The following is a 19,887-nucleotide window of genomic DNA, read 5'->3' as shown; positions in this document are numbered from 1 at the left end:
CTCAATCCCCCTCATGTCTGTTCTGCGCCGCGCCGTCGGGAAGCTGCGGAGCCTGTGTCAGTGCAGCCGGTTTGGCAGGTTTTTGGACGGCGTCCTTTTCCCCGAACATTCGTTCCACCAGGTAATAGAAGAGGGGGATGAAGAAGATCGCGATCACCGTCGCCGCCAGCATGCCGCCGATCACCCCGGTGCCGATGGAGTGACGGCTGTTCTCGGAGGCGCCGACGGCAATGGCCAGTGGAACGCAACCGAGAATGAAGGCCAGGGATGTCATCACGATAGGGCGCAGACGTTCTTTCGCGGCAGTCATGGCGGCATCGTAGGCCGACATGCCGGTTTCCCGGTTCAACACCGCAAACTCGAAAATCAGGATGGCGTTCTTGGCGGCCAGCGCCACCAGCATGGTCAAGCCGATCTGGAAGTAGACGTCGTTGCTCAAGCCCCGAAGCAACACGGCGAGCAGGGCGCCGAACAGGGCAAAAGGCACTGCCAGAAGCACACCCACGGGCAGCGACCATTTTTCGTACTGCGCGGCGAGAATCAGGAACACCATCACCAGGCCGAAGATAAACACCTGGGAAGAGGCGCCGCCGCTCTTTTTCTCTTCGAACGCCTCGCCGCTCAAGGCCAGCGCGTAGTCGTTGGTCATGATTTCGGCGCTGATTTCTTCCAGGGCCTTGAGCGCCTGGCCGGAGCTATAACCGGGTGCGGGGTTCGCCGTGAGTTTGACCGCCGGGAAGTTGTTGAAACGGGTCAACAGGTCGGGGCCGGTGACGTAGCGGGTAGTCAGCAAGGCCTTGAGCGGCACCATGTCCAGGTTTTTGCTGCGCACGAAGATCTCCTGCAGGTCCTCGGCTTTCAAGCGATAGGCCGGTTCGGCCTGCAAAATCACCTGCCACAGGCGACTGAACTTGTTGAACTGCGATACGTACAGCGAGCCGAACATGGTCTGCATGGCGCTGTAGACATCTTCGACGGGTACCCCCAGGGATTCCGCCTTTTCCCGGTCAACGTCCACCATCAATTGCCGGGAAAACACGTTGAAGGTGGAGGTGATGACGCCCAGCTCCGGACGCTCCTTGGCCTTGGCCACCAGAGTGCCGACCATTTCCGCCAGTTGATCGACGCTGCCGTCGCCCTTGCTCTGCACCCAGACCTCCATGCCGCCGGTGGTACCCAGGCCGGGAATGGACGGTGGGTTGACCGGCAGGATGATCCCGCCCTGAACCGTGGAAAACGCCCGCGCGGCTTTCTGAATGACCGCCGGGGCGCTTTGTGCCTTGATGGTTTCGGAATCTTTGTAACGCCCCTCAAAATCCTTGAAACCGACGAAAAACGCACCGGCATTGTTCTTGTTCTGGCCGTCGAGCAGGCTGTAGCCGTTAACAATGGCGACGCCTTCGACGGCCTCTTCGTTCATGAAGAAGTCACTGGCCACTTTGCCCACCTCACCGGTGCGATCCAGGCTGGCGGCGTCGGGCATGATCACCGCGCCGAGCAAGTAGCCCTGGTCTTCCGGTGGCAGGAACGCACTGGGGATGCGCTCTGCCATCAACAGGATCAGCACGATCATCCCGGCAAAGAGCAGCAGCGCCAGGACGAAGCGCTTGATCATGAAAGCTACCGAGCGTGAATAGCCCTCGGTCATGCGCTCGAAGTTGCGTTCGAACCAGCGGAAAAAGGCGTTCTTGTCGCCGTGCTGCGGCTTGAGCAGCAGGGCGGCGAGGGCGGGGGACAGGGTCAGGGCGACCAGGCCGGAAATCACCACGGAAATGGCGATGGTGATCGCGAACTGCTTGTAGAGCTGACCGGTGATACCGCCCATGAAGGCCACCGGAATGAACACCGCGCACAGCACCAGCACGATGGCGACCACCGGGCCTGCCACTTCATCCATCGCCCGTTTCGCCGCGTCCTTGGGCGTCATCTTGTGTACATGCATGTTGCGTTCGACGTTTTCGATCACCACGATCGCATCGTCCACCACGATACCGATGGCCAGCACCATGCCGAACAGCGTCAACATGTTCACCGAAAACCCGAGGGCGGACATGCCGATGAACGTGCCGACGATCGACACCGGCACCGCCAGCACCGGAATCAGCGTGGCTCGCAGGCTTTGCAGGAAGATGTAGACCACGATGACCACCAGCACCAGGGCTTCGAAGAAGGTGCGAATCACCTCGGTAATCGAAGCGCGGGTAAAGTCCGTGGTGTCCATCACGATCTTGTATTCGATGCCCTCGGGAAACGTGGCCTTCATGTCCGACAGGGTCTTGGTCACCGCCGCGGACACGTCGAGGGCGTTGGCGCCGGGTTGCTGATACACGGCAATCAGCGTCGCCGGCCGACCCTGATAGGTGCTGCGCAGGGAATAGTCTTTTTGCCCGAGCTCGGCGCGGCCGACGTCCTTGAGTCGAACGATGGCCGCGCCGTTGTTGCTGGCGCGCAAGATAATGTTTTCGAACTCCGAAGGCTCGGTCAGGCGCCCCTTGGTGGTCACGGCAAAAGACTGCTCGACCGGTTGCCCCGTTGGCGACTGGCCGACCCGGCCCACGGCGAACTGCTGGTTCTGGTTGGCGACGGCTTTCTGCACATCGGCGGCGGTGATGCCCAACTGGGCCATGCGGTCGGGCTTGAGCCAGATCCGCATGGCGTAGTCCGGCGTGCCGAAGATGCTGGCCTGGTTCGCCCCCGGAATCCGTTTGATCGCATCGAGGATATAGAGGTTGGCGTAGTTGGCGACGTAGGTGCTGTCGTAGCGCTCGCCGGCGGAGTACACGGCAAGCACCATCATGAATGCCGAGGATTTTTTCTGTACCTGGATGCCCTGGCTCTGCACGGCGGAGGGCAGTTGCGGCAAGGCCAGGTTGACCCGGTTCTGCACGTCGACCTGGGCCAGGGACGGGTCGGTGCCGATTTCGAAGAACACGTTGAGGGTCATGTTGCCCGTCGCGGAGCTCGACGAGTTCATGTAGATCATGTTGTCGGCGCCGTTGACCTGCTGCTCGATGGGCGCCGCCACGTTATTGGCCACGACCTGTGCATCGGCCCCGGGGTATGTCGCGGCCACCGTAATCTGTGGCGGCGTGATGTCCGGGTACTGCGCGACGGGCAGCTTGAGCATGGCCACTGCACCGGCCAGGGTGATGATGATGGAAATCACCGAGGCGAAGATGGGCCGATCGATGCAATAGTGAGAAATGCTCATTGGCTTTTCCCGCCATTGGCTTTGGCCGGTTGCCCGTCGGCGGCGCCCGGGGCATCGACGATATTCAATGGCCCGCCCGGCGTGACCCTGATCGCGCCATCGACCACGATGCGCTCGCCGGCCCGCAGGCCCTTGTTGATGAACCAGTTGTCACCCTGCCAGTCACCCACTTCAACCACCCGTTGCTCGGGTTTGCCTTCGGCATTGAGGACCCATACGAAGTGGCTTTTGGCACCTTCGAGCACGGCCTTTTGCGGGACAAGAATGGCGTTTGGCCGGGACGCGCCTTTGGCCAGGGCCCGCACAAACTGGCCGGGGCGGAGCAGGCCATCGGGGTTGGCGAGCACGGCGCGAACCAGGAAGGTGCCGGTGCCCTGGCTGTAGGAAGGCGCCAGAAAGTTCAACTTGCCCTTGTTGGGAAACACGGTGCCGTCCGCCAGGACTACCTCAACGATAAATTCACTGCGCGGCGGGAAAATGAGATGGCCGTTGGCTATTTCGTCGCGGTACTTCAGTGTTTCGTTTTCCGAGAGGCTGAAATTGACGTACATCGGGTCCATCTGTGACACCGACGTCAGCAACCCCGATTCGCCTGGTGTCACATAGCTGCCTTCCTGCTTCTTGGCATAGCTGGAAAGCCCGTTGAGGGGCGAGGCGATGGTGGTGTAACTGAGGTTCAACTGTTCGGTACGCACGGTACCCTCTGCGGCGAGCACGGCAGCACGGGTTTCACGCTCGTTGCCCACGGCATTGTCCAGGTCCATCTTGCTGACTGCATTCTGCGCCGCCAGTGGTTTGACCCGGGCCAGCGTAGCCTTGGCCACTTCCCAGCGGGCCTGTTGCTGGGCCAGTTGACCCTGGGCCGACACCAGCGCGGCTTCAAAGGGTTTACGGTCCATCTGGAACAGTGTCTGCCCGGCTTTCACCACATCGCCTTCGGTGTACAGCCGCTTATCCAGGAATCCGGCCACGCGAGCACGGATTTCCACCTCGCGGGAGCTCTGGGTCTGGGCGACGAACTCGAAGGTCACTGGCGTGTCGCGGGCGGTGACCGTCATGACGGTTACTTCAGGCGGCTTGCGCGCCGGGGAAACCGGTTCCTTGCCACAGCCGGCCAACAGGACGCAAATCCCCAGCAGACTGGCAACTGGCAGGCCCAAACCGCTGGAAAATTTCACGCCACCCATACCAATGCTCCCTCAGGTCGATGAAGCAAGCGTAGCTAGCATTGCTTTGGATACCAGTGGCGAGGGGCGTTTTTGACTCAAAAAAAAGCGGTGATTGCGATGTTCTACCGAGCAGCGCTTCTTGACGAGCCGGTGAGAATGACACCACCGGCTCTACGCGCAATTGAACGAGAGGATCTGGTCACCCGGACGTTCGCAATTGACCGTCAGCGGTTATTGCGCCAGATGGAAAAATTCAACGCAGCCGCTACACACAGCCATGCAAGGTAAGGAAAGAGGATCAGGCCAGTGATGAGGTCAAGCCGCAATGCCATCAACACCATTGCCGCGACGACCAGCCAGAGCAGTGTCAGGATCACCATGGCGGCGAAGAGGCGATGAGCGCCGAAGAACACCGGTGTCCAGAGTGTATTCAGTGCGATCTGCGCCGCCCATAGAGCCAGCACCGTCTGACTTCCGGGTATCAGGGTCAACCGGTATCCGGCCCAGGCGAGCAGCAGATAGATAGACGACCAGGCGACGGGAAACACCCAATTGGGCGGTGTGAAGCCGGGTTTGACGAGAGACTCGTACCACGGGCCCGGTTTGAACAGCAGGCCGGTGGTGGCGGCAGCAGCGCAGGCGAGAAGAAAAATGAGAAAGGTCATCACCAGTCCTTGATTGAGGTCAGTTGTCCGGGGTTACAAAGCCATGTCGGCATTCTTAAAGGAAAGACGCTCGGCGAAGCGAAAAGTTTGGGTCGAGGGATGACATTTCACTGATCGCTGCGTTTCCCGGTGCATGCGCCCTGGCCGCAATTAGCGTAGTTCAGGATTTCCAGCATCTTTAATCCAGGCGCTCAGTTCCGTCACCATTTTGTTAACCTCACTGTCTTCCCGCTCGGAGGGGCGAACGATGGCGTTCCAGGCGATGTCGAGGCCGTCATTCAGAGCCGCCCATGCCAGCTCCCCACGCTCCAGGCTGGGGGTCACCAAATCCCGTTGCAATATGCTGATTCCGTACCCTGAACGAACCAGTTCGACGATGGCTTCGATCAACTCCACGGTGATCATGCGCCGCGGCAAGATGCTGGCGGGGGCGAAAAACCGATCATATTCCCAGCCACTGGCGCGATCGGTTGAGTAGGTCACCAGGTTGTAGGTCTTGAAGTCTTCGGCGTAGATATTTTTCCTTCCCGCAAGGGGATGGTCAGTGGCCATGATGGCAATCAAATCGTCGCGGAACAGCGGCAACTTTGCGACCCCGCTGGGCACCATGCCGTCATCGATAATGGACACGTCAAGCCGACCTTGCATCAAGCTCGCATAAACGTCGTTACGCGGCACCGTCACCAGCGTGATTTCGATATCCGGACGCAAGTTTGAATAATGCTTGATGAATTTGGGTATCCAGCGAAACGGGCCATAGGAGGTGACCCCCATACGAACAAAAGCGGTAACGCCTCCAGCCATGGACCGGGCTTCGGATTCGGCTTCATTCAGTATCGCGATGATGTCCTTGGCGGCTCGTTCCAGGCGCACGCCGGCAGGGCTGAGTCTTAGTTTTCCTCCGGATCGTTCTGTCAGGCTCACACCCAGTCGCCGTTCCGCCTCGCGTATGCGGTGACTGACGGCGGAGGGCGTCAGCCATAGGCGCTCGGCAACGGCCGTCACTGAATCGACTTCCGACAGGGTTTGCAGCATGACGAGGTGATCCAGAGTGAGTCTCATAGGGGAGGCGACCTGAAAATAATTCACAAAAATGCGTAAAAATATGAGCGTGACTTGTTTTTTGCTCCGGTGCAATCTGGTTTCAGCAACAGCCCATCGGAGAACAACAACATGACAAAGCTTGCCTTAACCCCTGCAGCCACTCTGGGCGATATCGTCGACCTCGAGCGTTATCCCATTACCGATCGAACCAACCCGGCCTATCAGGCGCTGGTGACCCGAAGCCAATCCCTGCTCGGCGAGGAAGGCGTTGCGATCTTTCCGGGGTTCGTCCGCGATGAAGTGGTCGCCACGATGGCGGATCAAACCCTTGCGTTGCACCCGTGCATGTTCCCTTTCCGGGAAAGCCACACGGTGTATTTCAAGCCTCAGGACGACAGCGTTGAACCGACGCACCCGCTGCGGCGATTGATGAGCACCGAGAAAGATACGGTCGCCTACGCCGATATCCCGACAGACCATCTGATCCGGCAGATTTACCAATCGGACGACGTACTTTCGTTCATTCGCGATGTACTGAATCTGGACGTGCTCTATCGCCATGCAGATCCCTTGGCGGCACTTAATCTGCAAGGCTTCTCGGCGGGGCAACAGTTGGGCTGGCACTTTGATCGTTCCGACTTCAGCGTGACGCTGTCGCTTCAGGCGGCGAACGCCGGTGGCGATTTTGAGTATGTGCGCATGCTGCGTAACGAGAACGACGATTGCTATGACGCGGTCGGGCAATTCCTCGACAACCCCGCGACACAGAAGATAGAAGTTCTGCCGCAGGTGCCCGGAACGCTGACGTTGTTCCGTGGCCGTTATTCATTGCACCGTGTGACGCCGGTGGTGGGGGACAGGCTCAGGCTCAACGCGGTATTGGCCTACGTGGATCAGCCCAATGTCGAGTTCAGCGACTATGCGCGTAAATTGTTCTACGGACGCACGTCGGTAGAGCCGTTGGTTTAAGTCCAGCAGCACTCACAATAAAAACAGTCGATTCACTTCTTCGCTTCACGTGTATGCACAGGCACTTGTCCACCTTCGATCGGTGGGTCTCGTTTTGCAGGTGCAGCACGCAACAGCTCGCTGCCCCCAATAATAATTTCGGAGCGTCTGATCATGAAATACAGGAAGAACTTGCTGGCCTCGTTACTGACCCTTGGCGTACTGGTTGCCAGTGCTTCAAGCCAGGCATCAGGGTGGTGCGACTCGGGCAAGTCGGTGAAGTTTGCCGGTCTGAACTGGGAGAGCGGGATGCTGCTCACCGACATCATGAAGATTGTGCTCAAGGAAGGGTACGGCTGTGCAACCGACGAGTTGGTCGGCAACACCATCATTCTCGAGACCGCTCTGGCCAGCAACGACATCCAGGTATTCGGCGAAGAGTGGATGGAGCGTAGTGAAGTCTGGAAAAAGGCCGCAGCGGCCGGCAAGGTCGTGGCGATCGGCTCGCCGATCATCGGCGCCGTTCAGGGCTGGTATGTGCCGCGTTATGTGGTCGAAGGGGACGCAAAACGCAACAAGCCGGCACGGGCGCCAGACCTGAAAACGGTCGCGGACCTGAGCAAATACCCCGAGGTGTTTCGTGACGCGGAAGAGCCGTCCAAAGGCCGCTTCTACAACTGTCCGGCAGGTTGGATCTGCGAACAGGAAAATACGGAGATGTTGAAGGAATACGGTCTTGAAAACACCTTCGTCAACTTCCGTCCGGGAACCGGTGCTGCCCTGGATGCCGCGGTACTGTCCAGCTATAAGCGCGGGGAACCGGTGCTGTTCTACTACTGGTCGCCGACGCCACTGATGGGACAGATCGATGCGATCCGGCTGGAAGAGAAGCCGGGTGTCGACAAGAACGTGGTAACCAAAGTCGGCATTTCCAAAGCCTTCCATGAGCAGGCACCCGAGCTGGTGGCGGTGCTGGAGAAGGTCAATATTCCCATCGAACTGTTGAATCAGAACCTGGCGAGGATGACCAGGGAACGCATCGAGTCACCCAAACTGGCCCGAATCTTCCTCAAGGAACACCCCGAAGTGTGGCATGCCTGGGTGGACGACGCGGTCGCCAGCAAAATCCAGGCGGCGCTTTAATCGGTAATGAGGGCAAGGACGCCCGCCAGCCATAACGCCTTAAGCAACACCGAATTCACGACTGACTTTCTTGCTTCTATCCAGAGGCAGCCTTTTTTGCGTGCGGAATTTTATGAAAAAGATCAAATCACGAGCGGCGGTGGCGTTCGCGGCCAACCAGCCCCTGCAAATTGTCGAAGTCGACGTGGAGCCCCCGCAAGCCGGGGAAGTACGGGTCCGGATCGTGGCAAGCGGTGTCTGCCATACCGATGCCTTCACCCTGTCCGGTGCCGATCCGGAAGGTATCTTTCCGGTGATTCTCGGCCACGAAGGCGGCGGTATCGTCGAAGCCGTGGGTGAGGGGGTGACCTCCCTGGCGGTGGGCGATCATGTGATCCCGCTGTACACCCCGGAATGCGGCGAGTGCAAATTCTGCCGGTCCGGCAAGACCAACCTCTGCCAAAAGATCCGTGCCACCCAGGGCAAAGGCCTGATGCCGGATGGCACCAGTCGTTTTTCCTACCAGGGCCAACCCATCTTCCACTACATGGGCACTTCGACCTTTTCCGAATACACCGTGTTGCCGGAAATCTCCCTGGCCAAGATCCCCAAGGATGCACCGCTGGACAAGGTCTGCCTGCTCGGTTGCGGCGTGACCACCGGCATCGGTGCAGTACTCAACACCGCCAAGGTGGAAGAGGGCGCCAGCGTGGCCATCTTCGGTCTGGGTGGCATCGGCCTGGCGGCGATCATCGGTGCCACCATGGCCAAGGCCGGCCGAATCATCGCCATCGATATCAACCCGGCCAAATTCGAGATCGCCAGGCAACTGGGCGCCACCGACTTCATCAACCCCAAGGATTACGCCAGGTCGATCCAGGAAGTGATCGTCGAGATGACCGAGGGCGGCGTCGATTACTCGTTCGAGTGCATCGGCAACGTCCAGCTGATGCGTGCGGCGCTTGAGTGCTGCCACAAGGGCTGGGGCGAGTCGGTGATTATCGGCGTCGCCGGTGCCGGGCAGGAAATCAGTACCCGTCCGTTCCAGTTGGTGACCGGTCGCGTCTGGCGCGGTTCGGCTTTTGGCGGCGTGAAAGGGCGCAGTGAACTGCCCAGCTATGTCGAGAAGTCCCGCACGGGCGAAATCCCGCTGGAGACCTTCATCACCCACACCATGGGCCTGGAAGACATCAACCGGGCCTTCGACCTGATGCATGAAGGCCGCAGCATCCGCACCGTCATTCATTTCGATCGCTGATTCAACCACTACCACCCACCGTGTCTTTACCCGAGAGAACATCACAATGAGCATCTTTACCCATGTCACCGTCGGCACCAACGATCTGCAAAAAGCCCGCGACTTTTACGACAAAGTCCTCGGCGCATTGGGCCAGAAGCGCCTCGCCGACCTCGATGACAATGGCTCGATCTGGGGACAGGACGCCCCGTCCTTCTTCGTGCTGAAACCGGCCAACGGCGCCCCGGCGAGCGTGGGCAACGGTGTCACGGTCAGCTTTGAAGCACCTGATCGCGCCGCGATCGATGCCTTCCACGCCGCCGCGCTGGCCAATGGCGGCACCGATGAAGGCGCACCGGGCCCTCGTGGCTGGGCGCCTAATGCCTATGCGGCTTATGCCCGCGACCTCGACGGCAACAAGCTGGCGGCGTATTGCTTCAAGCCTGCCTGGTAAGTGTCGGGGCGAGGCTTGGTTCAAGCCTCGCCCTTTCAATTCGACGAAATCGACCCTTGGTCGCCTCTCCACTGTTCTGGCCGTTTTAGGTGTCTACTGCTCATGAAGGCCGGCAGATTCAGCGAGGAGAGCGTGATGAGCGACGAACAGAAGGCACCCGAAACGCAAGGTGTTGCGGTGCAGTTACTCGCAACGATCGACCTGGGCCCGGAGATCGAGGGTATGGCGGGGCGCCAACTCAGGATGCGGATGGTGACCATCGAGCCTGGAGGTGTGTTCGGTCCCGTTCACAACCATATAGACAGGCCCGGCGTCGTCTACATTTTGCAAGGCACCATCACTGACCATCGCAACGCAACGGCCACGGATTACGGACCGGGTGTGGGCTGGCCCGAAGACAGGAACACCACGCACTGGCTGGAAAACCGGGGAACGATCGCGGCGCGCGAGATCTCGGTGGACATTGTCAGGCAGGCATAAACTCAAGTCAGAGATCCTCACGGGCAAGTTGATCCGCGTCTGCCGCGGACGTGCTTATGCCTGCTGATTCACTCCTCTTCTCTCAACACATTAATCCGTCCTGATTTTTCTGCGGCCACCAGCATGGCGTGGTCTTTGGCATTTTGATCGGCGTAGGTGATGGCAAACTTGCCGATGGCCTGGTCGAAGGAATCCGTCTTGCCCAAGTAGCCGCTGATGAGGGCTGCATCCCCGGATTTGGCGTGGGCACGGGCCAGGGTGAGGCCGCACCATTCGGCGTACATCTTCATTCGTGCGGCGGATATGTTCTCGATAGGCGCTGACATTTTCATGTCGCGCAACTGACGGACAAAGAAATAGCGACCGTTCTGACCGCGGGTCCAGCCCAGGAAGATATCGCTGGACGACTGCATCAGGCGCTGCCCCGTGACGACCCGTTGGCCCTGGTTCTCGTATTCGCTCTTGCCCGCATAGGGCGCCAGCACCGAGGGACAGGCTTCCTTGAATTGCAGGAGCAACGGGTGATTTTCCGCGGAAAAGAACAGGCCGACGAAACAGTAGGTCCCGACGCTACCGATGCCGACGGCCTTGACGGCGATGTCTTCGAGGCGATAGCGATCGAAGAGCACGCGCCGTTCATGGGGCAGCGACAAACGATAGTCCTGGATGGCCAGGCGCACGTTGTGCATGAAGCCTTTTTCATACACGTGAAACAGTATTGGCGGTTGGTCGATCAGGCGCCTGCGTCCGCCGACTTCGCTGCTGATCTTGGGATAGAGGTAATCGCCGACCCGCATCCTGGCCTTGGCGACCACTTGCTCGCGGAATTTCTTGATTTCAGCATTGGGTGCCATGTCGATGATCGCTTGGGCGTCCAGTCGGTCGTACCAGACATCCAGCGGGCTCATTTTCGAGAATTTGCGCAGGCGCTCGCGGTAGGCGCGAACGCTTTCGACCGCGATGGCCCGTGCGTCTTTATCGCTGAGGCGGTTATCCCGTGCGGCCACGGCAAAACTGATCGCCAGGCGTTTGACATCCCACTCCCAAGGGGCGGGAAGTGTTTCGTCGAAATCGTTGATGTCGAAAATCAGATTGCGCTCAGGTGTGGCGAATAACCCGAAGTTCATCAGGTGACAATCGCCGCAGGCCTGCACCTGAATGCCGGTGGTCGGGGTCGTGGCCAGGTCATGCGCCATCAAGCCCGCAGAACCACGCAGAAAAGTGAAAGGACTGCGCAACATGCGGCCGTAGCGCACCGGCACCAGATTAGGCAGTCGATAGCGGTTGGAGATTTCGAGGAGTTCGATGGGGTCACGGTGTTTGCGCGGCGGTTTCCAGACGGCGTGACTGGCATGCGGCACGCGCTCGCGTATTTGCTCACCTTCGAACAGACGCTCCTTGCGCGAGTGGAAGACCCTCTCGTCCCCTTGGCCTTCCGACTGCCCTGTCGTGCTGCGGGCGGACTTGTTTTTACGGGGAGGCATTTCCACTCCTTTGCTCAACGAAGACAGATTCGCTTGGGCACCGGATCCGGGAATGCGACTGTTCCATCAGCCCACAGAAAGCGCGTGCGCCGGGTTCCTGAAAAACACCGAAGAATATTGTTTCAAGCGTAGCAGTTCCCCTGGCTGATCGAGGCCCGTTTTTAGGGAATCGCATAGAGTTTGAACAGTTTTTTCGCCATGTCGCTGATGCCTCCCAGGTAGGTATTACAGGCCTGTTCAATCTCGCCCGACCTGTACATTTCGCTGAGCGCGGTATCAACCAGCAAGCGGAAATTTTCATCGTCTCGATCCACTGCCATCGCGGTCGGCGAATATTCGAAAACCCGATCCAGCAGCACCAGTTTTGCCGTGGAGGGGTGCGTGACCAGAAGGTTGCTCAGCAACATGCGTTCGGCGAAAAAGGCATCGGCCTTGCCCTCGGCGACCAGGTTGATGCCCGCTTCAGTGTTCTTGACCGTGACCAGGGTTGCCACCACGCCGAGCAAACGCATTTGCTGGCGGATCCAGGTCTCGGTGATTCCGCCAGAGACGGTGGCATAGGTTTGATCGGACAGCCCATGATTGACCGTCGCGCGCCAGGTCGGACCGGTACGGGCGACTTCGCCGTTCAGGACATTGAGCAGCGTCTCGGGTGCATCCTTGCGCACTACCACCGATAGGCCGGCGGTGTAGACCGGTATCGAGTAACTCACATGCTTGCGTCGCGTCAGGGTGGGCGGGGTGGGTGTACAGAGGATGTCGACCTTGCCCGTGCTGACGGCCGTCAACTCGTCGTCGACGGCGACGGGTTGGTAGCGCACTTGCAAGTCGGGCAAGCCCAGTTCGACTTTGACTTTGTCAGCGATTTTCTGACAAAGCTCAATCGCATAACCGCTGGCCTTGTCGCCTGCCTGGACACTGAATGGGGCCAGGTCCGGCAGGTAACCGAGCGTGAAGGTGTGACTCCCTCGGACGCGTTCAAGGGTATTGGCATCGGCCAGTGCCGGCACCATGGCAAGCAGGCTGACTAGCAGCAAGTGGGTGGCTTTGATCCGTTGTACGTTCATATCCTGGCGCCCCGCATTCGAATGTCCGTGTTGCCTGAAAATTACAGCTGAGGATTGCCGGCACTGGTCGGGGCGGCGGGAGGCATTTCGACAAAACGTTTGGAGAGGAAGCCATAGAGCAGGTAGCCAAATGCAAGGACGATGAGGCCACCGAATACGGCATCCTTGCCACAGGCATAAAGGGCGTACAACGAATAGGCCACGGCGATCAGTAATAGCGAGGTGTTGCGGGTGTAGATCCCTTTACTGACTCTGGCTTTGTACATCATGACCAGCAGGCCCGTGGCGGCTGTCACGTAGGGGATCAGGTTGGTCACTGCCGCCAGGCTGACGAGTTTGCCGAACTGCTCGCTGGCATTGGGTGAAATGGTCGACAGCGCCATCAAGGTCTGCAGCACGCCGCAGGCAAGCATGCCGATAATCGGGGCATCCCGCGTACTGACCTTGCTGAAGAATTTCGGGAACATGCCCTGGTCAGCGGTCATCTTGGCGGTTTGCGCCAGGGTGAATTGCCAGCCCAGCAACGACCCGACACAGGCCATCACGGCCAGCGCCATGACGATGTTGCCGACCGTGGGATTGAACATGTGGGCATAGACGAGGGCGAAGGGCGCGGACGAGTTGGCCAGTTCGGCATTGGGAATCATCCCCTGGATTACCGTCGTCGACAGTATGTAGACCACCGCCGCGCCCAGCGTGCCGAAGAGGCAGGCCAGCGGCACGTTGCGCTTGGGATTTTCCACCGCATCGGAAGCCTGCGCCGCCGACTCCATGCCCAGAAAAGCCCACAGGGTCAGGGGAATCGCCTTGCTGATGGCTTCGGAGATCGGCAGGTTGTTGGGGTTCCAGGCGGCTACCAACACATCGGTCTTGAACCAGTACCAACCGATGATGCTCAAGCCGGCCACCGGGATGATGACACCCCACACGGTAATCGTACCGATCTTGCCCGTGATGCTCGGGCCGCCGAAGTTGGCCACAGTGGTGAGCCAGAGCAGGCCGACCGTACCGATGAACAGGGGAATGGCGCCACTGCCGAGCCAGGGCACGAACGCTGTCATGTAACCCACCGCAGAAATGGCGACGGCCACATTGGCGATGCCCAGGGAGAGAAAATACAGATACGAACAGAGGAAGAAGCCCGATTTGGCATGAGCCTCTTCGGTGTAGGCCGACAGCCCGCCCGAGCGCAGACAGTAGATGCCGCACTGAGAAAAGCAATAGGCGATGGCCATGGAGCCGACGGCGGTGACGATCCATGAGAGCAATGAAACGGCACCGAGTTGCGCCATGCTCGTCGGCAGCAGGATGATGCCCGAGCCCATCATGTTCACGGTCACCAGCGTGGTAAGCCCCATGAGGCTCATCTTCTTGCTTGAGTCGGCCATCGGGAACTCCTTGATATGCGCAACGCCTTGGCCCGAGCACTGAGGCCTTCGTTAACCCACCACCTTTCAGTCGTTACCGCTAACCACGTCAATCGCTTTTGCGCAGGGTCAGTTATCGCAAGATCATGTTCTTCGTTTGCGATGGATCGCCTGCGGATAACCTTAGAACATGGATTCACGCACGCCAGTGTTGCACCGCAAAACGGGAAGAATTGGCGAGACTCGCGAGTAGAGGCTGGCCAGGCTTCTCTACGTGCGGTCGCGCAAAACCATCCCGTCCATTGCCGGCGACACGGTTCGACCGACAAAGGACGGCGCCCACGTGACTTCCTTTATTCCTCATTCAGTTCCTGTGGCGAAACCACCCAGACGCTGCACGGCATCTTGTACAGCAGATGTTCTACCGTACTGCCGACCAACCGGTCCATGACACGATGCCCGGCCCGGCCCATCACGATCATGTCGATGTCATAGGCGGTTGCGTAGCTGGCAAGCACCTTCGCCGGATTGCCCATGATCATGCGCTGGTGCTCCGGCGGGATGCCGTTGCGCTCCGACAGTTCGCGGAAGGCATCAGCCTGTGCATCGAACAGGGTCTTGGCTTTGCTGGAAGAGAAAAACGTCGAGGCATTCTCGAAGCCGAATTCGTCTGCGCTGATGGAAGAGAGGTCATGGGCATAGACAACGTCCAGTTCGGCATGACAGGTAATCGCCAGTTTTGAAGCCTCTTGCAGAATCCGGTCATTGAAGTCCTGGTATTGCCCCTCGCGATGGAAGGGGTCGATGGCGGCGACTATCTTGCGCGGCAAGGCGTGGTGCATGTGGCTGACAAAATGCAAGGGCACCGGGCATTCGCGCAGCAGATGAATGTCCAGCGGCGTAAACAACAGGCGCGACAGACGCGACTCGTGTGCCAGGGCCTTGATCAGTGCCGCCATGGGCTGCTCTTTGAGATGGATCAGGATTTCCTGCAAGGGGTTTTCCACCCAGACCACTTCCGTGGTCACGTGCACCCCGATTTTGCGCAACGGCCGAGCCTGATCTTCCAGCCACTGGCGATGGCGTTCCACGTACCCGAGCCGCATCTGTTCCAGCGCTTGCTCATTGACCATGCCGGCGGTCGCCAGCCCTTCGAGATAGTCGAACGCCACGATGTGCAGTGCCGCGTTCGAGGCGTGGGCCAGTGCGGCAGCCCGATCGAAGGCAGGGCTGTTTTCCATCAAGGGCGAGACGACCAACATGAAACGTGATTGATCCGACATGACCTGTCTCCTCTAGTCATTTTGCAAGCGTTGGGTCCAATGGCTTCGCTGCCATCTGGACGTGAAACCTTGCATTCATCCTGCGTCTATCCGGGAACGCGGGCTTGATCTTTGTCAAACCCGGGGAGTTACGACGATGCCGCCCGACGTCCGGTCATGCGTGGCGCGTTCAGTCATTGAAATTGTTGACCGTGATCAACTTTTGCTCAGTCACCCTGGCGCAATCTGGAGTTCGTGCTTATCGCTTGCGCACCTGGAACGAAAACGTCCGGCAGTTGGGTGCGATCCACGCTGTCAATTTCAAGCACGGCAACGTCGCCGAGCCAGTCTTGGCCCAGATCGAGGGCCGTGGGGTTATCGCGCCTTGGCGCCCGTTCAAGTGATCGGCGTATTGCACCGTTGGGTGCGGGGGCATTTTCGAGGATTTCGGGAGGTTTTCGATGATTATTGAGATCACGCAGAAGCAGGCAACCGATGTCTGGATGGTGTACATGGACGACCTGGCGGTGGACTTCAACAGCCTGGAAGGCGCCCAGGCGTTTGTCGACCAGCTCAAGGCGCGAATCGATGCGCCGCATGTCTGGCCTGTCAGCACCGGCCGGACTTCTTTCACACGCCCATTCCCCGGGGGGCGATCTGCTTATACCCGGGGCGCAAGGATGAGCGCCGACCTTGTGGACTGACAGGAATCACGCTGATACCGAGACAGGCGATTGAACGGGGGAGGGACTTGCAATCTTGTGTACTCAATCGCCCCGCGATGAACCGTTGGCCGGTACATCGCGAGGCGATGTATTACAGGTGCAGACGATGAATGACCTGGCGGGTGTCATCGGGATCATTGCGTGTCTCGAACCCCAGGGATTTGGCCAGATCCCGCATCGGTGCATTGCTTGAGGCGTCCACCGAATACATCTGGTGAAAGTTGTTTTTGCGTGCGGTCTTGATCAAGTGTTCCATCAACAATGTCCCCAGGCCCAGATGTGCCCATTCATCGGCGACGGTCACGGCGCATTCACATTCATGCTCGGACGTGGCGGCATAGCGGGCGACGCCAATTTCAATCAATTGGCCGTTTTCGTGGACCAGCGCGACGTAGGCGGTGCGCTGCTTGTTGTCGGTATCCATCAGCTGGTCGAGCATCCCGGTGCCGGGCTCACTGATCTGTGAAAGAAAGCGCATGTGCCGGGACTCGGGCGACAGCCGCTTGATGAAGGCGTATTCACGCTCGCGGTCTTTCTCCGTCAGCGGCCGAATCAATACATGGCGGCCATCCTTGAGCGCTTCGATCCAGTGTTCTCCGGTGACGGTGGAGTAGGCCGCTGCGGCCCGATCGTTGTGGTCTTTGACGGTGAGCATGGGGTGATCCTCCATTCGGTTTGAAAGGCAGGCGCACGGTGACGCGCCGTACGGTTCATTCCTTTCTACGCCGTCGGCGGCGCTTGAATCTGATCTGGATCATAGACTCTTGCCGACGGCGCAGATTTGCACGTGTTTGATGTAAATCAACGTGGGGCAGGGGGTAACGAGCGCAGTCTGGAACCTGACGGCACTGAAGGGCCGGAACCGAGCGGAGGTGTGTGATGGGTCAATATCAACGTTTATTGCTGATTGCCGACCAAACCCTGCAACAATCTCCCGCCCTGCTGCGCGCCGTTGCGCTGGCCAAGGTGAGCGGGGCGGTGCTGGATATAAGAGCCTTTGTCGAACCGGTGCCGGTCGTGCATTTGTGGGAAGAGAAAACGGACGACGCCGGGTATCAGCGTTACATGCGCCGCTATCGTCGCTGGGTTTCAGACGAGGTCGAACTGCTCGGCGGACAAGGGCTGGATGTCTCGGTGGAAGTGGTCTTCACGACCCATCCACTGCTGGACATCCTGAAAACGGTCGAAGAACTCAAGCCCGACCTGTTGATCAAGGATGTCACCCTGGAGCCTGTACTCAAGCGAGTGTTCATCACGCCGCTCGATTGCCACCTGCTGCGTGTCTGCCCGGTTCCCGTACATCTGGTCAACCAGGCCCGCTACAGCTTGCCGCACCGGGTCGTGGCTGCCGTCGATCCGTTTGATCCTTCCACGCAAATCAATGGCCTGAACGACACCATCATTCAAACCGCCAATGCCCTGGCCTTGCAATGCGATGCGCCGTTGCACTTGCTGTATGCCTACGATTTGTCGCCGGCCTTCAATGCCGATTCGCCGCTGGTGGGCGGTGGTTGGGGGGTGGACTTCATCGAGGAACTGCGTCAGTCCCTGCACCAGGCTTTTGTGGCCCTCGCGGATCGTTACGGGGTGCCGCCTGAGCGGCGGCATTTCGTCATGGGTTTGCCCGTGCCGGTGATCAGTGAGTTTGTCGAACAATACCTGGCGGATGTGGTGGTGATGGGGACCGTGCACCGGGTGGGAATCGATCGCTTGATCGGCAGTAACACTGAACGTGCGCTGTACTCGGTGCCGGGCAGCATTCTGGCGGTCAGGACGGGCGTCACGGGGTGAGCACGATGGCGCCATTGAACTGCCCGGCCCTCAAGCAGGCGAGTGCTTGATTGGCGTCGTCCAGGGCAAAAAGAGTGACGTCGCAATGCACGGGCGTGTGTTTGAGCTCTTGAAAAAACGCGCTGCCATCCTCGCGGGTCAGGTTGGCCACTGAACGAACGCTGCGTTCGCCCCAGAGCAGCCGATAAGGAAACGCGGGAATGTCGCTCATGTGAATGCCGGCGCAGATCACACAGCCGCCCTTGACCGTCGCCGTCAGTGCCATCGGCACCAAAGCACCGACGGGCGCGAAAATCAGGCTGGCGTCGAGCAAGTGCGGTGGCGGTTGATCCGATGCCCCCGCCCATTCGGCCCCCAGGGATCGGGCGTAAGCCTGACCGTCATGGTCATCCGGTCGGGTAAAGGCGTACACCTTTTGTCCTCGGCCCCGCGCCACCTGAATCGCCAGATGCGCCGCCGCACCGAACCCGTAGAGGCCCAGGTGGCGCGCGCCCCCGGCCATCTGCAACGCGCGAAAGCCGATCAGCCCGGCACACAGCAGCGGAGCCGCTTGAATGTCCGAGAGCACCTGGGGGATCGGGAAGCAGAAACGCTCGTCGGCGACGGTGTATTCGGCGTAACCGCCGTCCAGATGGCAACCGGTGAACTGCGCCTTGTCGCAAAGATTCTCCCGGCCCGAGAGACAGAATTCGCACTGACCGCAGGTCCACCCCAGCCACGGAACCCCGACCCGCTGGCCGATCCAGTGCGCTGCGACGTCGGCGCCCACCGCCGTGACTTCACCGACGATCTCGTGGCCTGGGACCCGTGGCAGTTGCGCTTGCGCCAATTCGCCGTCCACCAGGTGCAGGTCGGTGCGACAGACGCCGCAGGCCAGGACTTTGATTAACAGTTGGTGCGGGCCGGGTGTGGGGATGGGGCGTTCTTCCAGTTGCAGCGGTTCGCCGTAAGTACGTAGCACCATGGCGCGCATGACGATTCTCCAGATGTGCAAGGGTTAGCGAATAGAGCGATTGCATCCGGCGACCAGTTGCTTGAGCCCTTCCAGGTTCTGGATCTTGACGTCTCGGCCTGCGACCTCCACCAATCCTTGGTCCCGCAGGTGCGCGATCCCCCGGCAGATGGTTTCCAAACGCAACCCCAGGTAGGAGCCGATTTCTTCGCGACGCATTTTCAGCACGAAATCCTTGGCGGAATAGCCACGGATGCTGAAACGTTGCGACAGGTTCAGCAGAAAAGCGGCCAGGCGCTCATCGGAGTTCATGTTGCCCATCAGCATCAGCATGCTGTGATCACGCACGATTTCACGGCTCAGGAGCCTGTTGAGGTTGTGTTGCAGCGATGGCAGGTTTTGCGCGAGTTTCTCCAGTTGCGCAAAAGGGATGGGGCAGACTTCGCTGTCTTCCAGGGCAAACGCATTGCAGGCGTGCTGATCGGCGCTGATGGCGTCCAGGCCAAGCATCTCGCCGGGTATGTGAAAGCCTGTGACCTGTTCACGCCCATCGACTGACAGCACGCTGGTCTTGAAGGAGCCGATACGGACCGCGTAAAGCGAACGCAGGGGATCTCCCGTACGGTACAACGCAGCGCCCTTTTTGACCTTGAAGCGTTGCACGATCAGCGTATCCAGCCGTTCGACCTCCAGGCTGCTCATGCCAATCGGCAGGCACAATTCCAGCACGCTGCAGTTGGAACAGGCAGCCTTCATATAATGAACTTGCAGTGGACGGACTTCAGGCATGGGTCATGACGCCTTGTTGGGGAACGTCAATCAGTTAAGCATGACCCTCGACCTCAAGTGAGGGAATTTATCGGAATGCCGAACCGTCCCGTGTGGTTGGGGTCGCTTCGCTGCCCAGCG

Annotated in this window: 19 protein-coding genes; 8 read left to right on the top strand and 11 right to left on the bottom strand. The window is 59.4% G+C overall.

What is annotated here, in order from left to right; genetic code table 11:
* Window position 1 precedes the first annotated feature (1 nt).
* The 4 genes from AC1Q6D_RS10150 to AC1Q6D_RS10135 all read right to left on the bottom strand — a co-directional run bounded on the left by AC1Q6D_RS10150 (window position 2) and on the right by AC1Q6D_RS10135 (window position 6,107).
* Window positions 2-3,211: an efflux RND transporter permease subunit gene (locus AC1Q6D_RS10150; protein ID WP_103405487.1), complete on the bottom strand. Its 3,210-nt coding sequence runs from the start codon at window positions 3,209-3,211 to the stop codon at window positions 2-4.
* Complete coding sequence (locus AC1Q6D_RS10145) at window positions 3,208-4,398, bottom strand: efflux RND transporter periplasmic adaptor subunit (RefSeq protein WP_256590343.1); 1,191 nt, start codon at window positions 4,396-4,398, stop codon at window positions 3,208-3,210. The genes AC1Q6D_RS10150 and AC1Q6D_RS10145 overlap by 4 nt, the downstream gene beginning before the upstream one ends.
* Before the next feature lie 206 nt (window positions 4,399-4,604).
* Window positions 4,605-5,045: a tryptophan-rich sensory protein TspO gene (tspO, locus tag AC1Q6D_RS10140; RefSeq protein ID WP_103405486.1), complete on the bottom strand. Its 441-nt coding sequence runs from the start codon at window positions 5,043-5,045 to the stop codon at window positions 4,605-4,607.
* Between the two features lie 150 nt (window positions 5,046-5,195).
* On the bottom strand, window positions 5,196-6,107 hold the full coding sequence (locus AC1Q6D_RS10135; RefSeq protein WP_103405485.1) for a LysR family transcriptional regulator: 912 nt from the start codon (window positions 6,105-6,107) through the stop codon (window positions 5,196-5,198).
* Between the two features lie 111 nt (window positions 6,108-6,218).
* Between AC1Q6D_RS10135 and AC1Q6D_RS10130 the strand changes: the two genes are divergently transcribed.
* The 5 genes from AC1Q6D_RS10130 to AC1Q6D_RS10110 all read left to right on the top strand — a co-directional run bounded on the left by AC1Q6D_RS10130 (window position 6,219) and on the right by AC1Q6D_RS10110 (window position 10,330).
* On the top strand, window positions 6,219-7,058 hold the full coding sequence (locus tag AC1Q6D_RS10130; protein ID WP_103405533.1) for a HalD/BesD family halogenase: 840 nt from the start codon (window positions 6,219-6,221) through the stop codon (window positions 7,056-7,058).
* Window positions 7,059-7,211: 153 nt separating this feature from the next.
* Window positions 7,212-8,180, top strand: coding sequence for a glycine betaine ABC transporter substrate-binding protein (locus tag AC1Q6D_RS10125; RefSeq protein ID WP_090461693.1), 969 nt, complete (start codon window positions 7,212-7,214; stop codon window positions 8,178-8,180).
* A gap of 112 nt (window positions 8,181-8,292) precedes the next feature.
* Window positions 8,293-9,417, top strand: coding sequence for an S-(hydroxymethyl)glutathione dehydrogenase/class III alcohol dehydrogenase (locus tag AC1Q6D_RS10120; RefSeq protein WP_103405484.1), 1,125 nt, complete (start codon window positions 8,293-8,295; stop codon window positions 9,415-9,417).
* A gap of 46 nt (window positions 9,418-9,463) precedes the next feature.
* A complete protein-coding gene (locus AC1Q6D_RS10115; RefSeq protein WP_103405483.1) occupies window positions 9,464-9,850 on the top strand; it encodes a VOC family protein in 387 nt (128 codons plus the stop codon).
* Window positions 9,851-9,985: 135 nt separating this feature from the next.
* A complete protein-coding gene (locus AC1Q6D_RS10110; RefSeq protein ID WP_103405532.1) occupies window positions 9,986-10,330 on the top strand; it encodes a cupin domain-containing protein in 345 nt (114 codons plus the stop codon).
* Window positions 10,331-10,398: 68 nt separating this feature from the next.
* Here the strand turns inward: AC1Q6D_RS10110 and AC1Q6D_RS10105 are convergent, their stop codons facing one another.
* The 4 genes from AC1Q6D_RS10105 to AC1Q6D_RS10090 all read right to left on the bottom strand — a co-directional run bounded on the left by AC1Q6D_RS10105 (window position 10,399) and on the right by AC1Q6D_RS10090 (window position 15,531).
* Window positions 10,399-11,814 (bottom strand): DUF2252 domain-containing protein, encoded by a 1,416-nt coding sequence (locus AC1Q6D_RS10105; RefSeq protein WP_103405482.1) that lies wholly within the window; start codon window positions 11,812-11,814, stop codon window positions 10,399-10,401.
* Window positions 11,815-11,975: 161 nt separating this feature from the next.
* Window positions 11,976-12,881: an amino acid ABC transporter substrate-binding protein gene (locus tag AC1Q6D_RS10100; RefSeq protein WP_476305308.1), complete on the bottom strand. Its 906-nt coding sequence runs from the start codon at window positions 12,879-12,881 to the stop codon at window positions 11,976-11,978.
* Window positions 12,882-12,922: 41 nt separating this feature from the next.
* Entirely contained in the window at window positions 12,923-14,269 is a 1,347-nt protein-coding gene (gene potE / locus AC1Q6D_RS10095) for a putrescine-ornithine antiporter (RefSeq protein WP_103403207.1), read from the bottom strand.
* A gap of 332 nt (window positions 14,270-14,601) precedes the next feature.
* Window positions 14,602-15,531, bottom strand: coding sequence for a universal stress protein (locus AC1Q6D_RS10090; RefSeq protein WP_103403206.1), 930 nt, complete (start codon window positions 15,529-15,531; stop codon window positions 14,602-14,604).
* A gap of 176 nt (window positions 15,532-15,707) precedes the next feature.
* Here AC1Q6D_RS10090 and AC1Q6D_RS10085 point away from each other — a divergent pair, with 176 nt between their 5' ends.
* Together AC1Q6D_RS10085 and AC1Q6D_RS10080 are read left to right on the top strand one after the other, a co-directional pair.
* On the top strand, window positions 15,708-15,914 hold the full coding sequence (locus AC1Q6D_RS10085; RefSeq protein ID WP_103403205.1) for a hypothetical protein: 207 nt from the start codon (window positions 15,708-15,710) through the stop codon (window positions 15,912-15,914).
* A 57-nt stretch (window positions 15,915-15,971) separates the two neighbouring features.
* On the top strand, window positions 15,972-16,214 hold the full coding sequence (locus AC1Q6D_RS10080; RefSeq protein WP_103403204.1) for a hypothetical protein: 243 nt from the start codon (window positions 15,972-15,974) through the stop codon (window positions 16,212-16,214).
* Between the two features lie 112 nt (window positions 16,215-16,326).
* Here AC1Q6D_RS10080 and AC1Q6D_RS10075 read toward each other — a convergent pair whose 3' ends face one another.
* Window positions 16,327-16,890 (bottom strand): GNAT family N-acetyltransferase, encoded by a 564-nt coding sequence (locus tag AC1Q6D_RS10075; RefSeq protein WP_103403203.1) that lies wholly within the window; start codon window positions 16,888-16,890, stop codon window positions 16,327-16,329.
* Between the two features lie 224 nt (window positions 16,891-17,114).
* Here AC1Q6D_RS10075 and AC1Q6D_RS10070 point away from each other — a divergent pair, with 224 nt between their 5' ends.
* The gene (locus AC1Q6D_RS10070; protein WP_103403202.1) at window positions 17,115-18,026 is read left to right on the top strand and encodes a universal stress protein; all 912 of its coding nucleotides are present in this window, start codon (window positions 17,115-17,117) and stop codon (window positions 18,024-18,026) included.
* Here AC1Q6D_RS10070 and AC1Q6D_RS10065 read toward each other — a convergent pair.
* Both AC1Q6D_RS10065 and fnr read right to left on the bottom strand, forming a co-directional pair.
* Complete coding sequence (locus tag AC1Q6D_RS10065; RefSeq protein ID WP_103403201.1) at window positions 18,016-18,999, bottom strand: zinc-dependent alcohol dehydrogenase family protein; 984 nt, start codon at window positions 18,997-18,999, stop codon at window positions 18,016-18,018. The genes AC1Q6D_RS10070 and AC1Q6D_RS10065 overlap by 11 nt on opposite strands.
* A 24-nt stretch (window positions 19,000-19,023) precedes the next feature.
* Complete coding sequence (fnr, locus tag AC1Q6D_RS10060) at window positions 19,024-19,767, bottom strand: fumarate/nitrate reduction transcriptional regulator Fnr (RefSeq protein WP_103403200.1); 744 nt, start codon at window positions 19,765-19,767, stop codon at window positions 19,024-19,026.
* Between the last annotated feature and the right edge of the window lie 120 nt (window positions 19,768-19,887).

The sequence above is a fragment of the Pseudomonas sp. MT92 genome (assembly GCF_058792515.1).
Note: the sequence above shows the minus strand (reverse complement) of the source record. Positions and strands in the feature narration are given on the sequence as shown.